The 14,768-nt window shown below is 71.3% G+C and carries 14 protein-coding genes; 3 read left to right on the forward strand and 11 right to left on the reverse strand.

Going from position 1 to position 14,768, the window contains the following annotated elements; all coding sequences use genetic code 11:
• Positions 1-30: 30 nt before the first annotated feature.
• Complete coding sequence (locus AC1DXJ_RS18200) at positions 31-951, reverse strand: phosphoribosylaminoimidazolesuccinocarboxamide synthase (RefSeq protein ID WP_477614058.1); 921 nt, start codon at positions 949-951, stop codon at positions 31-33.
• A 148-nt stretch (positions 952-1,099) separates the two neighbouring features.
• Here AC1DXJ_RS18200 and AC1DXJ_RS18205 point away from each other — a divergent pair, with 148 nt between their 5' ends.
• Positions 1,100-2,491, forward strand: coding sequence for an MFS transporter (locus AC1DXJ_RS18205; protein ID WP_477614059.1), 1,392 nt, complete (start codon positions 1,100-1,102; stop codon positions 2,489-2,491).
• Positions 2,492-2,501: 10 nt separating this feature from the next.
• Here AC1DXJ_RS18205 and purD read toward each other — a convergent pair whose 3' ends face one another.
• Positions 2,502-3,785 carry a phosphoribosylamine--glycine ligase gene (purD, locus tag AC1DXJ_RS18210; RefSeq protein ID WP_477614060.1) on the reverse strand — a complete coding sequence of 428 codons (1,284 nt, stop codon included), beginning with the start codon at positions 3,783-3,785 and terminating at the stop codon, positions 2,502-2,504.
• A gap of 260 nt (positions 3,786-4,045) precedes the next feature.
• Here purD and AC1DXJ_RS18215 point away from each other — a divergent pair, with 260 nt between their 5' ends.
• Positions 4,046-5,131: a helix-turn-helix transcriptional regulator gene (locus AC1DXJ_RS18215; RefSeq protein ID WP_477614061.1), complete on the forward strand. Its 1,086-nt coding sequence runs from the start codon at positions 4,046-4,048 to the stop codon at positions 5,129-5,131.
• A gap of 122 nt (positions 5,132-5,253) precedes the next feature.
• Positions 5,254-7,476 (forward strand): HelD family protein, encoded by a 2,223-nt coding sequence (locus AC1DXJ_RS18220; protein WP_477614062.1) that lies wholly within the window; start codon positions 5,254-5,256, stop codon positions 7,474-7,476.
• Between the two features lie 69 nt (positions 7,477-7,545).
• On the opposite strand, the gene AC1DXJ_RS18225 is transcribed toward AC1DXJ_RS18220, so the two are convergent.
• The 9 genes from AC1DXJ_RS18225 to AC1DXJ_RS18265 all read right to left on the reverse strand — a co-directional run bounded on the left by AC1DXJ_RS18225 (position 7,546) and on the right by AC1DXJ_RS18265 (position 14,706).
• Positions 7,546-8,847: an adenylosuccinate synthase gene (locus AC1DXJ_RS18225; protein WP_477614607.1), complete on the reverse strand. Its 1,302-nt coding sequence runs from the start codon at positions 8,845-8,847 to the stop codon at positions 7,546-7,548.
• A gap of 96 nt (positions 8,848-8,943) precedes the next feature.
• Positions 8,944-9,795 (reverse strand): hypothetical protein, encoded by an 852-nt coding sequence (locus tag AC1DXJ_RS18230; protein WP_477614063.1) that lies wholly within the window; start codon positions 9,793-9,795, stop codon positions 8,944-8,946.
• Between the two features lie 258 nt (positions 9,796-10,053).
• The gene (locus AC1DXJ_RS18235) at positions 10,054-10,458 is read right to left on the reverse strand and encodes a DUF3151 domain-containing protein (RefSeq protein ID WP_477614064.1); all 405 of its coding nucleotides are present in this window, start codon (positions 10,456-10,458) and stop codon (positions 10,054-10,056) included.
• Positions 10,455-11,483 carry a class II fructose-bisphosphate aldolase gene (fbaA, locus tag AC1DXJ_RS18240; protein ID WP_477614065.1) on the reverse strand — a complete coding sequence of 343 codons (1,029 nt, stop codon included), beginning with the start codon at positions 11,481-11,483 and terminating at the stop codon, positions 10,455-10,457. Before fbaA ends, AC1DXJ_RS18235 begins: the two co-directional genes overlap by 4 nt.
• 122 nt (positions 11,484-11,605) lie before the next feature.
• Positions 11,606-12,892: an RNA polymerase sigma factor gene (locus AC1DXJ_RS18245; RefSeq protein WP_477614066.1), complete on the reverse strand. Its 1,287-nt coding sequence runs from the start codon at positions 12,890-12,892 to the stop codon at positions 11,606-11,608.
• Entirely contained in the window at positions 12,889-13,251 is a 363-nt protein-coding gene (locus AC1DXJ_RS18250) for a YciI family protein (protein ID WP_477614067.1), read from the reverse strand. The genes AC1DXJ_RS18245 and AC1DXJ_RS18250 overlap by 4 nt, the downstream gene beginning before the upstream one ends.
• Positions 13,248-13,610 (reverse strand): YciI family protein, encoded by a 363-nt coding sequence (locus AC1DXJ_RS18255; RefSeq protein ID WP_477614068.1) that lies wholly within the window; start codon positions 13,608-13,610, stop codon positions 13,248-13,250. The genes AC1DXJ_RS18250 and AC1DXJ_RS18255 overlap by 4 nt, the downstream gene beginning before the upstream one ends.
• Before the next feature lie 7 nt (positions 13,611-13,617).
• Positions 13,618-13,980 (reverse strand): YciI family protein, encoded by a 363-nt coding sequence (locus AC1DXJ_RS18260; RefSeq protein WP_477614069.1) that lies wholly within the window; start codon positions 13,978-13,980, stop codon positions 13,618-13,620.
• A gap of 54 nt (positions 13,981-14,034) precedes the next feature.
• A complete protein-coding gene (locus AC1DXJ_RS18265) occupies positions 14,035-14,706 on the reverse strand; it encodes a TrmH family RNA methyltransferase (protein WP_477614070.1) in 672 nt (223 codons plus the stop codon).
• Positions 14,707-14,768 lie beyond the last annotated feature (62 nt).

Raw genomic sequence — 14,768 nt, forward strand, 5'->3', positions numbered from 1 at the left:
GCGCTGGCCTGAGGGCGGCCGGTAGGCCGCTCAGCCAGCCGTGAAGGTGCGTCCAGTGAGGCGTTCGTAGGCCTCGACGTACTTGGCACGCGTGCGCTCCACGACGTCGTCGGGCAGCCGGGGCGGGGCCTCGCCGGAGGCCTTGTCCCAGCCGCTGGCCGGGGAGATCAGCCACTCGCGGACGAACTCCTTGTCGAACGACGGCTGCGTGTGGCCGGGCTCCCACTGGTCGGCCGGCCAGAACCTCGAGGAGTCCGGCGTCAGCACCTCGTCGGCCAGCACCAGGGCGTCATCCTCGAGGCCGAACTCGACCTTGGTGTCGGCGATGAGGATGCCGCGATCGGCCGCGATCTCGTTGCCCCGCTTGAGGATCGCCACGGTGAGGTCCTTGGCGCGTGCGGCCAGATCGGCGCCCAGCTCGCGTTCCACGGCGGCATACGGCATGGGTTGGTCGTGCTCGCCGACGGGCGCCTTGGTGGACGGGGTGAACACCGGTTCGGGGAGCCGTGACCCGTCGACCAGACCGTCCGGGAGCGCCACGCCGCTCACGTGGCCGTCGGTGACGTACTCGCGCAGGCCACCGCCGGTGAGGTAGGCGCGGGCGACGCACTCGACCGGGAGCATGTTCAGCCGCCTGACCAGGACCGCGCGACCGGCCACCTCGGCCGGGACGTCGGTCGAGACGACGTGGTTGGGCACCACGTCGGCGAGCTGCTCGAACCACCACAGGGACAGCTGGGTCAGCACCGCGCCCTTGTCGGGGATGGGGGTGTCGAGGATGAAGTCGAACGCCGAGAGCCGGTCGCTCGCCACGAGCAGGAGCTGGTCGTCACGCGGCTCGCCCGAGTCGTCCAGCGGGGCGTAGAGGTCGCGGACCTTGCCGGAGTAGACGTGGGCGTAGCCGGGGAGGGCGAGGGGCGCGGGCGTCGAGTCGGGCTGGGAGGACGTCATGGCCGACATCCTCCCAGCCGTAGCCCCGACGTGCTGCCGTCAGGTCGGCACGTGGACCCCAGTTCGACGTCACGTGACAACGGCAGCGCAAGACGTGCCGGATTCCTCGCTTGACTTGAAGTCCACTTCAACTTCCAGACTCTTCGCCATGCCCACTGCGACCCACGACGCCGCCACCAGGACCGCCACGCTGCGGGACCGCGCACACCTCCCGTTCGCCATCGGGGCGGTGGCGCTGGTGACGCTGGGCGCCTTCGAGAACCGCGCCACGATGACCGTGCTGCCCACGGTCGCTCGCGAGCTCGACGGGCTGTGGCTGTTCGGCGCGGCGAGTGCGGCACCCCTGGTGTCGTTCGTCGTCGCCACGGTGGTGGCCGGCGCGTGGGCCGACCACCGTGGGCCGGTGCGGCCGCTGCAGGCAGGCATGGTGGTGTTCGCCGCGTCGCAGGTGGCGATGGCGCTCGCGCCGGGAATGGTGGTCTTCGCTGCGGGCCGGTTCGGTTCCGGGATCGCCGAGGCGCTGATGGACGTCTCGCTGACGGTCCTGATGGCGCGAGCGCTGCCGGAGGAGCTGCGTGCCAAGGTCTTCGCGGCGTTCGCCGCAGCCTGGGTGCTGCCTTCGCTGCTGGGTCCACCGGTCGCCGGACTGCTGACGGAGGCCGTGTCGTGGCGCGCGGTCTTTGCCGTGGGGGTGGCGCTCCTCCCGCCGGCGTGGTTCCTCCTACGACCGTCCATGACGGCCGCCACCCCCCACGAGCACCCCACCGCCTGGACCGCTCGCGAACACCGCGCCGTCCGGGCCGCGGCGTTGGCGGCGGCAGGTCTGGCAGCCCTCACCGCAGGCGGGTCGCTGCTCGGCAGATCCGGACCCGTCGAGCTGCTCGGAGCCGGCCTCGTCCTCATCGGGGTCGCCTCCGCTGCCCCGGCCGTGCGCGCCGTCCTGCCGGCCGGGACGCTCAGGTTCGCCCACGGCATACCGGCGCTCGTCGCCCTCCGCGGGCTCGTGGCGGCCGCGTTCGGCACGGCCGGCAGCCTCCTGCCCCTCATGCTCACGACGATCCACGGCCTCGGCCCCGCGGCGGCGGGCGTCAGCCTCACCGTGACCGGGCTGTGCTGGGCTGCGGGCTCGCAGGTCCACGGGCTCGGCGCGGTCCAGCGTGCGGTCAGCCCGGTCAGACGCCTCCAGATCGGTTTCGGGCTCATCGCCGTCGGTGTCCTGGGCCCGGCCCTCACGAGCCTCGACGCGCTGCCCGTCGTCGCAGGCCTGGCGCTCTGGGGGGTGGCCGGGCTGGGCATGGGCGTGGTCTCACCGACGCTGTCCACGCAGCTGCTGCGCTTCGCCCCGATGCAGGACCAGGGCCGGATCACGGCGGCGTCGAGCCTCACCGCATCCGTGGCCCAGGCGGTCGGACTTGCCGTCGCCGGCGCCCTCATCGCGTGGCAGGCGCCCCACCTGCCCGGCTGGCTCTTCGCGTCGACGATGGTGAGCTGCGCGATGGTCGGCGTCGTCGGCTTCGTGGCGGCGCGCCGGGCCGGGTGATGCGTGAGGTTCAGCCGACGTGCAGCTCGTTGCGCTGGGCCGCGAGCGCGATGTCGGTGCGGTGGTGCGAACCCTCGAGCTCGATGTGGTCCACGGCTTCGTAGACGCGTTCGCGCGCCTGGGTGAGGCTCTCGCCCAGGGCGACCACGGACAGCACCCGTCCCCCCGCTGACACGAGCACCCCGTCCTCGTCGCGGGCCGTGCCCGCATGGAGCACGTATGCCGCGGGCACGTCAGCCGCGTCCTCGACGCCGCTCACGGGGTCGCCGGTCCGCGGGGTGTCCGGGTAGTTCTGGGAGGCGACGACGACCGTGACGGCATGCTGCCGCGACCACGTGAGCGGGGCGATGTCGTCGAGCTGACCGGTGGCCGCAGCCTTCAGCAGTCCACCCAACGGGGTCTGCAGCCGAGCCAGCACGACCTGGGTCTCGGGGTCACCGAACCTGGCGTTGAACTCGATGACCCGTGGGCCACGGGAGGTGATCGCCACCCCGATGTAGAGGACCCCCACGAAGGGAGTGCCCCGGCGAGCCATCTCGTCGACGGTCGGCTGGGCGACGCGGCTGACCAGCTCGTCGACCATCGTGGCCGGCGCCCAGTCGAGCGGCGAGTAGGCGCCCATCCCACCTGTGTTGGGGCCCTGGTCGTCGTCACCGACCCGCTTGAAGTCCTGGGCGGGGGCCAGTGGGACGACGGTGCTGCCGTCGCAGAGGCAGAACAACGAGACCTCGGGACCGTCGAGGAACTCCTCGATGACCACGGTGCCGCCCTCCTTGGCCAGGCAGAGCTGCGCATGGGCCAACGCCTGGTCGCGGTCGTCGGTGACGACGACGCCCTTGCCGGCGGCCAGCCCGTCGTCCTTGACCACGTGCGGTGCGCCCAGTGCGTCGAGGGCGTCGGCGACCTCGTCGAGGGTGCCGCAGACCCGGGCCAGGGCCGTGGGCACGTCCGCTGCCGCCATGACCTCCTTGGCGAAGGACTTGCTGCCCTCTAGGCGTGCGGCCTCAGCGGAGGGTCCGAACACTGCGAAACCCTCGTCGCGCACCGCATCGGCGACCCCGGCCACCAGGGGCGCTTCCGGGCCGATCACCACGAGGTCGACGCCGTGCCTGCGGGCGAGCGCCGCGATGCCCGGCCCGTCCAGCACGCCGCCCGGGAGGGCCTCACACAGGGCGATCGCGTCCATCCCCGGGTTTCCGGGGGCGACGATCACCGCTTCCACCTCCGGGTCGGCGCCCAGGGACTTGACGAGGGCGTGCTCGCGAGCACCGGAGCCGATGACGAGTACCTTCACGGCCCCCAGCGTAGAGAGTCGCCGCGAAAGTCGTCGTCAGCGGTCCGCCGGAGATGAGTGCGCGGCGTCCCGGGGAGGCAGGGGGGACATCTCCCGGGGACGCCGCGCAGCCGACGTGCGGTCGCCTGGCGGGGGAACCTGCAACCATGCACGTGGGTCGACGCTGTCGACTGACTCCAGAGTGGACCATGGTCGGCCCGGAGGTAAAGCCCAGAGGTGGCGGACTTGCGTCATTGACGGAATCTCGCCAGGAGACGAGCATGTGCCCCATGGTCGTCGAGAGCCAGTCAGCGGGGACCGTGGACGGGAGGGGCCAGGCGACCAACCGGCCGAAGGACCCGGCGATCGACGAGCGCGCGCTGGCGAGCAGCCTGGAGCTCGCCGCCGACGACGACGAGGCCGAAGGCGTGATCACCCGGGTCTTCCTGGCCGCACTGCAGCATCCGGACCCGACCAAGGCGCTGCTGGTCGCCCAGGGCATGAAGGCTCCGTTGATCGACCACTCGCTCGAGGTCCTGGCGAGCCGCGGGCTGATCCGCGTCCACCCGGGCGACCGGATCGAGGTCATCCCGCCGGACATCTCCCTGCCTGCCCTTGCCCTCGACTACGAGCGTCGGGCGCGCGAAACCCGTTCTGCCGCACACGAGCTCGCGCAGGTGTTCTTCCAGGCGAGGTCGGCGTCCCGCACACCCGACGTGGGCACAGTGCGGATCCTGAACTCCATGGACGAGATCGCGGCGGTCACCGCGGAAGCCGTGGCCGCCGGCACCCGGCAGATCCGCAGCTTCCGGTCGCTGTCACCGCGCACGCGGGCGATCTTCGCCAGCCCGCTGCACAGCCACGAGGAGCCGACACGGGGCGTGAGCGGCAACCAGCTCGACTACACGACGGTCTACGACACGGAGGTCCTGGAGATCGACGGGGCGCTGGAGATCCTCGAGGCCCGCGAGCGCGGTGGCGAACGGTTCCGCCTGACGTCCTCGGTGCCGTTCTCCGCCGTGATCGTCGACGAGGCCGCGGCGATCGTCGACGTGAGTGCCTTCGACCCCTCGGGCTTCGGGTCGGCCCTCATCCGCGCCCGGTCGATGGTGCTGGCCCTGATCGCCTTGTCCGACCACCTCTGGGACCTCGGCTCGCCACTCGGCCTCGGCGGGATGGCCAACGAACGGCGCGACCAGATGATCCTTGCCCTCCTCGCGGCCGGGGCTCCCGACGCGACGATCGCGCGTCAGGCCGGGGTGTCCCAGCGCACCGTCGAGCGCCGAGTCCGGGCGCTGATGGACCAGCTCGGCGCCGGCACCCGGTTCCAGGCCGGCGTCCAGGCCGCCCGCCGCGGGATGATCTAGCCCTCGCCACCCTGTGAACTGGTGCACGGCGGGGCTCCTCGTGCTCGCTAGACTCGTGCGTTCTCCCCCGGGAGGAAGCACGTCGCACCACACCAAGCCGCACAACCAGAAAGCGTTGCACCGTGACGGGATCGGACCACTCGAGCGCGAAGGCGTCCAGCGCCGAGGTCGCCCGTGAGATCGCCATCGAGCAGGCCCATGTCGACCTCGTCTATGCCGAGCTCCTCAAGGCCCAGGCCCGGGCCGGCCTGGTCGAGGCCGATGGCTTGGCCCGCGGCCGGACCGACCGCACCGGCGACGTCCGCGACGAGGAGCTGACCGGGCTGTTCGAGCGGGATGCCTTGGTCTTCAATGCCGCCCGTCGCCGGTCCACGCTCGACACCCAGTACGAAGGCCTCGTCTTCGGGCGGCTCGACCTCGACCACGCCCTGGCCCACGAGGCCAAGGAGCCGGACCGCGAGATCCGCTACATCGGCCGGCTCGGAGTCCGCGACGACGACTACGAGCCCCTCGTGATCGACTGGCGCGCGCCCGCAGCAGCCGCCTTCTACCGGGCCACTCCCGTCGAACCCATGGATGTCCTGCGCCGTCGGGTCCTGCGGTGCAAGGGCCCGGACGTGGTCGGCGTCGAGGACGACCTCATGGTGACCGATGCCCCCGACGACCTCGTGGTCGTCGGCGACGGCGCGCTCCTCGCAGCCCTCACCCGCAGCCGTGGTGCCCAGATGCGCGACATCGTGGCCACGATCCAGCGCCACCAGGACGAGGCGATCAGGGCCTCGGCGCGCGGCATCACCGAGATCACCGGCGGCCCGGGCACCGGCAAGACGGTCGTCGCCCTGCACCGCGCCGCCTACCTGCTCTACTCCGACCGCCGCCGGTTCGAGGCGGGCGGCATCCTGGTGGTGGGCCCCTCGTCCGCCTACACGGCATACATCGAGCGCGTGCTGCCCTCGCTCGGTGAGGAGTCGGTGACGCTGCGTTCGCTCGGCGACGTCGTCGACGGCATCACGGCGACCCGGCTGGACACGCCAGAGGTGGCCGCCATCAAGGGTTCCCTGCGCATCCGGCGGCTGCTGGCGCGCGCCTCGTCGGACGCACCCCCGGACGCGCCGCAGGCGTTCCGCGCCTTCGTCAACGGCAAGGCGGTCCGGGTCGACGCACCCGCGCTCGACCGGATCCGGGCGCAGGTGCTGCGCAACCACCAGCGCAACCTGTCGGCCAAGGCGGTCCAGAGCGCGCTCGCCGAGGCTGCCTGGGCGAGCGTCCGCGAGGGCGACCGGGCCGAGTTCATGGACCGGTTCGAGGACCACCTGGAGGTGGACGCGTTCCTCGCCGCCTGGTGGCCGCAGGTGGACCCCCGTGACGTGCTGCTGTGGCTCGCCGATCCCGAGCGCGCCCGCCAGCACGGTGCCGGTGTCCTGTCGCCGCACGAGTGCGACCTGTTCGCCGCCTCGATGCGCCACGCGCTGGAGGTCGGCACCTGGTCGGCCGCCGACGCCGCCCTCGTCGACGACCTCTCCGCCCGGCTGGGTCCTGTCCAGGACGGCCCGGCCGAGGAGCGCGGGTTCTACGAGATCGAGGAGTTCGAGGACGTCTCGCAGTTCGGTGTCGCCGAGGTGCGGGCAGGTCTGGACTCCCGCGCCGTCGGCACCAAGTCGTCACGCACCTCCCCGACCGACCCGCGTGAGCTGCTCCTCCAGGGCCGCATCGAGGGCCCCGGCGAGTACGCCCACGTCCTCGTCGACGAGGCTCAGGACCTGTCCCCGATGCAGTGGCGGATGCTCGGTCGCCGCGGCCGCTACTCGTCGTGGACCGTCGTCGGCGACGCTGCGCAGGCGTCGTGGCCCGACGCCGTGGAGGCAGGCCGTGCCCGCGAGGAAGCCTTCGGGTCACAGGAGCGTCGCCTCTTCCACATGGACACCAACTACCGCAACGCCCGCGAGATCTTCGACTACGCGGCGAAGGTGGTCCAGGCCCACGTGCCGGATGCCGACATCCCCCGCGCTGTCCGTGAGACCGGCGTCGACCCAGTCGACACCACCGTCGCCGACGGCGGCTGGGAGGCCGCCGCGACCTCCGCGGTCGAGGCGCTGCTCGACGAGGTGGAGGGCTCGATCGCGGTCATCACCCCGACCAGGTATGCCGCGTCGCTGGCCGGGCTGGGCGCCCTCAGCGACCGGGTCGGCGTCATCGACCCCATGTCGACCAAGGGTCTGGAGTACGACGCGACGGTCATCGTCGACCCCGAGGAGATCGCGGCCGAGTCCCCGGGGGGAGTGCGCGTCCTCTACGTCGCCCTCACCCGCGCCGCGCACCGGATGACGGTGTTGCGCCCCGCCTGACCCACACCTGACCTCGGCGCGGGTCCCGCACAACGTGCCCGGAGGGTTTGGCGGGACGAACCAGTGAGCTCAGGCGCCGAGCAGGGAGTGGCGACTGATGATCTCGTCGCGACCCGGGCCCACGCCGATGGCGGAGACCCGAGCGCCGATGAGCTCCTCGAGCCGCAGGACGTAGGCCTGGGCGTTCGCCGGCAGGTCCTCGAACGTCCGGCACTTTGTCAGGTCCTCCCACCAGCCGGGGAGGTCCTCGTAGATCGGCTTGGCGTGGTGGAAGTCGGTCTGGTTGACCGGCATGTCGTCGTGCCTGACCCCGTCGACGTCGTAGGCCACGCACACCGGGATGGTGTCCAGACCCGTCAGCACGTCCAGCTTGGTGATGACGAAGTCGGTGACCCCGTTGATCCGCGTGGCGTAGCGACCGACCACGGTGTCCACCCATCCGCAGCGGCGCGGGCGGCCGGTGGTCGTGCCGAACTCGGCGCCGGTCTTGCGCAGGAACTCGCCGTTGGCGTCGAACAGCTCGGTCGGGAAGGGGCCCTCACCCACTCGCGTCGAGTAGGCCTTGAGGATCGCGATCACGGTGTTGACCCGAGTCGGCGGGATGCCGGAGCCGGTGCAGGCGCCACCAGCCGTCGCGCTGGACGACGTGACGAAGGGGTAGGTCCCGTGGTCGACGTCGAGCAGGGTCGCCTGCCCGGCCTCCAGCAGCACGGTCTTGCCCTCGTTGAGTGCCTGCTCGAGCACCAGGGAGGTGTCGGCGACCATGGGACGCAACCGCTCGGCATACCCGAGGAGCTCCTCCATCACCTCGTCGACCTCGACCGCACGGCGGTTGTAGATCTTGGCGAGGATCTGGTTCTTGAGGGCCAGCGCCGCCTCGACCTTCTGGCGCAGGATCTTCTCGTCGAACAGGTCCTGCACACGGATGCCGTTGCGCGCCATCTTGTCGGCATAGGTCGGGCCGATGCCGCGGCCGGTCGTGCCGATCTTGCGCGACCCGAGGAAGCGCTCGGTGACCTTGTCGAGCACCCGGTTGTAGGGGGCGATGATGTGCGCGTTCGCGCTGACCAGCAGTCGTGAGGTGTCGACTCCTCGCGCTTCGAGGCCGTCGATCTCCTCGAAGAGCACCGCGAGGTCCACGACGACGCCGTTGCCGATGATCGGGGTGCAGGTCGGGGTGAGGATGCCCGACGGGAGCAGGTGGAGGGCGTACTTCTCTCGCTTGCCGTCCTTCTCGATCACGATGGTGTGGCCTGCGTTGTTGCCACCGTTGAACTTCACGACGTAGTCGACGTCGCTGCCCATCAGGTCGGTGGCCTTGCCCTTGCCCTCGTCGCCCCACTGAGCGCCCACGAGCACGATTGCCGGCATACCGCACCTCTCCATGTCTGCGTCGGTGACGGAGTCGGTCACCGTGGTCATGCAGCAGGCCCCGTGGTGTTCGCACGGGGCCCGTACCGGGAAAGGCTACCGTTCCACGGTCTCGCGAGGGGAGCCGAGTTCACCGCTGGCCGCCGCCTGCCCGAGCTGGAACCTGGTCTGCACGCCGTGTCGAGCCATCAGCGAGGCCACCCGTCGGCGAACGGTCCGCAGGCTGCACCCGAGGTAGCGGGCGATCGACTCGTCCTTCAGACCGAGTCCCAGCAGCTTCACGAGGCGCAGGTCCTCGTCGTCCTGGTCATCGTGGGGCACGACCGGCAGGGCCAGGTCGAACGCGCGGTCGAACAGCTGTGTGAAGGCCGCGATGAGCATCGGGTCACGGACCATGACGTAGTCGCTGTCGGGGTTGCCCCACTCGGACACGGCCACGAGCGAGTGCTGGTCGAAGATGGAGAACTCGCTCGGCGGTGACAGTGACAGCCGCTGCTCCTCGCCTGCCGCTGCGAAGGACTGCACCCAGGCGCGGCCGTCCTCGCCGGCCACGATGTCCATCGGGTAGATCGTCCGCTGGCGGAACCGGCCTTGCGTCAGCAGGTCCTGGTTGAGCCGGTAGTTCTCCTGCACGACCCCGGCCCCCACGTCGACGCTCATCGTGCTGACCCGGGACAAGCCGGTGGTGTTCTGCAGCAGGTAGCGCAGCATCGGAGCCGCCATGTCGGCGGCGAGCGGTTCGACGACGCTGTGCCGCGCGTGCTGGGCGGCCGCGCCGCCCGCCGAGAGCTGGAAGAGGGCGTAGCGGACCTCGGCGAGCTCGGCCCGGCGTGCCTCCAGCTCTCGCTCGCCACGTTCGAGGACGCCGAACAGGCGCTCCATGGGTTCGGTGAGCATCCGTTCCACGTCGCGAGACAAGGCATCGCCGCTGGTCAAGACGCCTCCCACACGGTAGTGACATCCTCTGTCCTTTGGCAGCATAGTGCCACCTCGGGTGCCCCTCGTATGTGCACAATGACCGAGCGCTGCTCGTCAGGCGGCAGGGGACGACATTGACGAGTTGCCACCCGCGGGCCCCGGTCCGCGGCAGGGGGCGACGCCGGGGGACGGGATCTGGGAAATCGGGTCCGGTCCCCCGGCGTCACTGCTTCTCGTGGGTGCGCGAGCCCGCCGTCCTCGCGCCGGCGAGAGGACGGCCCGACCCCCTCAGAGACCGAGCTCGCGCGCCCCCGTCATGGAGGAGTCGCGCAGGAACTGCGCACACCGCAGCTCCTCCTCGGTCTCGCCGATCGCTCCGGCGGCCCTGGACAGGGCGGCCAGCGCGCGAAGGAAACCGCGGTTGGGCTCGTGCTCCCACGGCACAGGACCCTGACCGCGCCAGCCGTTCTTGCGCAGCGAGTCCAGGGCGCGGTGGTAGCCGGTGCGTGCGTAGGCGTAGCCCTCGACGGTGCGACCGTCCGCCAGCGCGTGCTCGGCCAGCGTGGCCCAGGCCAGCGACGAGGTCGGGTATGCCGCGGCCACCTGGTCCGCGGCGACGCCCTCCTCGAGCTTGGCCGCAGCGGGGTCGACGGGCAGCCGGGTCTCGGGGATGCCGAGGAGGTTGTCGCTCATGCGTGGGTGCCGGCCGAGCGCAGGTTCTCGCAGGCCTCGACGACGCGGGCTGCCATGCCGGCCTCGGCCTCCTTGCCCCAGGCGCGCGGGTCGTACTGCTTCTTGTTGCCGACCTCGCCGTCGATCTTGAAGACGCCCGAGTAGTTGCTGAGCATGTAACCGGCGACGGGACGCGTGAAGGCGTACTGGGTGTCGGTGTCGACGTTCATCTTGACGACGCCGTAGTCCACCGCAGCCGCGATCTCCTCAGGCGTCGAGCCGGACCCACCGTGGAAGACGAGGTCGAACGGCTTGGCATCCGCAGCCAGTCCCTTGGCCGAGACGACGGCGTCCTGGGCTGCCTTGAGGATCTCGGGGCGGAGCTTGACGTTGCCCGGCTTGTAGACGCCGTGGACGTTGCCGAAGGTCAGCGCGGTGAGGTAGCGACCCTGCTCGCCCAGGCCCAGCGCCTCGACGGTCGCGAGCGCGTCCTCGGGGGTCGAGTAGAGCTTGTCGTCGATCTTGCCCTCGACGCCGTCCTCCTCGCCGCCGACGACGCCCACCTCGATCTCGAGGATGATGTGGGCCGCCTTGGCGAGGCCCAGCAGCTCGCGGGCGATCTCGAGGTTCTCGTCGAGCGGCACGGCGGAGCCGTCCCACATGTGCGACTGGAACCACGGCGTGCCACCGGCATTCACGCGCTCGGCGGAGGCCGCCAGCAGCGGGCGGACGAAGCCGTCGAGCTTGTCCTTGGGGCAGTGGTCCGTGTGCAGCGCGATGTTGACGTCGTACTTCTTGGCGACCTCGTGGGCGTAGGCCGCGAGCGCGATGGATCCGGTCACCATGTCCTTGACGGTCGGGCCGGAGAGGTACTCGGCGCCACCTGTCGACACCTGGACGATGCCGTCGCTGCCGGCCTCCGCAAAGCCGCGGATCGCCGCGTTCAGCGTCTGCGAGGACGAGATGTTGATCGCGGGGTACGCGAAGGAGCCGGCCTTCGCGCGGTCCAGCATGTCGGCATACACCTCGGGGGTGGCGATGGGCATGGAAGTCTCCTTCGACTCGTGCGTGGGGCGGCCTTGCGTCGTCGCCGATCTTTGCACGACCCGCGCGAAGGCGGACACCCGTGTCTCAGGCTGGTGGGTCGGTCCAGTGCCCCGCCCCTGGCTCAGTCCCCGCTGATGCCCAGGGCCGTCTGCCGCTCACTGAGCAGGGCGCGTTCCGCCTCGTTGCCGCAGCGCTCGAAGGCGACGGCGTATGCCGCGGCCGCACCTTCGCGGTCGCCGGCGCGGGTGAGCAGCTCGGCGCGGACGGCAGGCAGCCGGTGGGTGTGCGCGAGCAGGTCGTCCAGTCCCTCGAGGGCCGCCAGTCCCTCCTGCGGTCCGCGGGCCTCGGCGACGGCGACGGCGCGCGCCAGCCGCGCGCTGGGAGTGGGCGTCAGCGCCAGGAGTTCGTCGTAGAGGGCGACGACCCGATCCCACGGCGTCGCGGAGGCAGTGGGTGCGGTGGCGTGCTCGACCGCGATCCGGGCCTGCACGGCATACCCCGCCGCCTGGAGGGTGATCGGGCCGGTGAGGCTCGGCGACCCGAGCAGCCGCACGGCTTCGTCGACCTCGTCACGGTGCCAGCGCGACCGGTCCTGGTCGGGCAGCAGCACGATCCTCCCCGTCTCGTCGACGCGCGCGTCGCGACGCGAGTGCTGCAGCAGCATCAGGGCGAGGAGGGCCACCAGTACTGGCGTCTCGGGGCGCAGGGCGAGCACGACGCGGACCAGCCGAATCGCCTCACCGGCGAGGCCGGTGCGCACGGCGTCCGGTCCGGAGCCGGGGGCGTAGCCGGCCGTGAACGCCAGGTAGGCAGTCTGGGCCACGGTGTCGAGCCGGTCGGGCAGCGCCTCCGCGGAAGGGAAGGCGAAGGGGATACCTGCCGTGACGATCTTGCGCTTGGCGCGGGTGATGCGGGCCGCCATGGTCGGCTCCGGCACGAGGAACAGGCGGGCGATGTCGGCGGTGCTCACGCCGAGCACCAGGCGCAGCGCGAGGGCGCTCGCCGTGGCGGGGTCGAGCGCGGGGTGGGTGCACATGAGGACCAGCCGCAGGAGGTCGTCCTCGACGAGGTCGCCGGGGTCTGCGCGCACGGGCGATCCCTCCTCGCGTTCGGCCTCGATGATCAGCAGTGGCACCTTGCGGTGCGCCATCGACTCGGCGCGCAGCCGGTCCAGCACGCGGCGCCGGGCCGCCGTGTGGAGCCAGGCCGCCGGGTTGTCGGGTGCGCCGTCGCGGGTCCAGCGCCGCGTCGCGGTCTCGACAGCGTCGGCGAGCGCGTCCTCGACGAGGTCGAGTCGGCGGAAGCGGGCGAGGAGCAGGGACGTGAGCCGTCCCCACTCCTCCCGCACCACGGTGGCCAGCACCTCGGCCGGGTACTCGGCCGACCCGCCGACCTCGTCGGAGCTCACCGGCTCTCGTAGCCCTCCACGCCGACCACGGAACGGATCTCGAGGGTGTAGTCCCGCGGCAGCAGCCGAGCGGCCGCGATGGCGGCGTCGAGGTCGGGCAGCTCGACGTCGTAGTAGCCGCCGATCTGCTCGGCGAGCTCGACGAAGGGTCCGTCGGTGACGACGTCCGAGCCGTCGCCGTCACGCCGGATCGTCGTCGCCAGGTCGGCATCGCTCAACGCCGCGCTGCCGAGTCGCCGTCCGTGCTCGTCGACGAACCGCTCGAAGGCGTGGTGGGCATCGAAGTACTCCTGCCGCACCTCCTCGCCGGCCTCGGCCCAGCGGCCGGGCTCGTAGGCGATGAGGACGACGTACCTCACGACCCGCGGTCCTCGGGCTTGACCACCCGCCGCACCTCGATGCCGTCCCCGACGGCGGCGATGATCTGACAGCACTCCAACAGGTCGTCGAGGTCGTCGGTCTCGATCTGGTAGAAGCCGCCGACCTGCTCCGTCACCTCGGCAAAGGGGCCGTCGGTGACCGGGCCGCCGCCACGCGGGATGCGACGCCCCTCGGAGGTCGCGTGCAGCTCCGCTCCACCAACGATCTTGTGACCACGCCGGCCCAGCTCTTCCCCGAACCGGGTGTACTCGGCATACCCGGCCTGGCGTCGCTCCGGGCTCATGGTGGTCCACCAGCGGTCGGCATCACCGACGATGAGGACGACGTACTCGGTCATGACGACCTCACATGCCCTCGACGAGCTGCCGGATCTCGATCGCGTCGTGGAACGGCGTCGCGAGCAGCCGGCCGCAGACCTTGGCCAGGTCGTCGACGTCCGAGGTCTCGACGACGTAGTAGCCGCCGACCTGTTCGGCGCTCTCGGCGTAGGGGCCGTCGGTCACGGAGACCTCGTCGGTGGCGGACCCGCGGACCACCCGCGCCGCCCCGGCCGGGGTCAGCTGCGCACCGCCGGTCATCTTGTGCCCGCGCTCGGCGAGCAGCTGGACGAACTCCCCGTGGGCGGCCGTGAGGTCGGTGCGCTCCTCGGCGGAGGCCGAGGCGTAGCGGGTCTCGTCGGCCGGCAGCAGGACGATGTACTGGGTCATGGCTGTTCCTCTCATCGGTGGGTGCTTCCATCCTGATGACGGGCGAGCGGAGTGCTAATCGACAGCCTGCCCGAAAATGTTCCGCCGCACCCAGGCATGCATGGCGATCGCTGCCGCAGCGCCGGCGTTGATCGAGCGCGTCGACCCGAACTGCTCGATGTGCAGCACCACCTCACAGGCCGCACGCATCGGCGCCGACAGCCCTGGCCCCTCCTGTCCGAAGACGAGCACGCACTCGCGCGGCAGGTCATAGGTCTCCAGGGGCAGCGAGCCCGGCAGGTTGTCGATCCCGATGAGGGGTATGCCGCGTGGCGGGCCGCCGGCGCCGGTGCCCGCCGTCGCGGCCCAGGTGACGAGGTCCTCCACGGTCGGGTGGTGGTGCTCGTGCTGGTAGCGGTCGGTGACCATCGCTCCCCGGCGGTTCCACCGTCGTTTGCCGACGATGTGGAAAGCCTTGGCGTTGAAGGCGTTCGCCGTCCTGATGACCGACCCGATGTTGAAGTCGTGGCCCCAGTTCTCGACGGCCACGTGGAAGTCGTGGCGGTGGGTGTCGAGGTCAGCGACGATGGCGTCGTGCCGCCAGTAGCGGTAGCCGTCCACGACGTTGCGGCGGTCACCGTCGCGTAGTAGCTCGGCGTCCCAGTGGTCGCCGGCCGGCCAGTCGCCCGACCACGGGCCCACGCCGACCTCGTCGCTCGGGCTCGCCTCGTCCTTCACGCCCGCCACCCTAGGGGGCGGAGTGTGCCACGCCGCTGCCGGCGGATGGGCGCTGCTACTCAGGCGCCGCG

The sequence above is a fragment of the Pedococcus sp. P2_D9 genome, assembly GCF_056404275.1.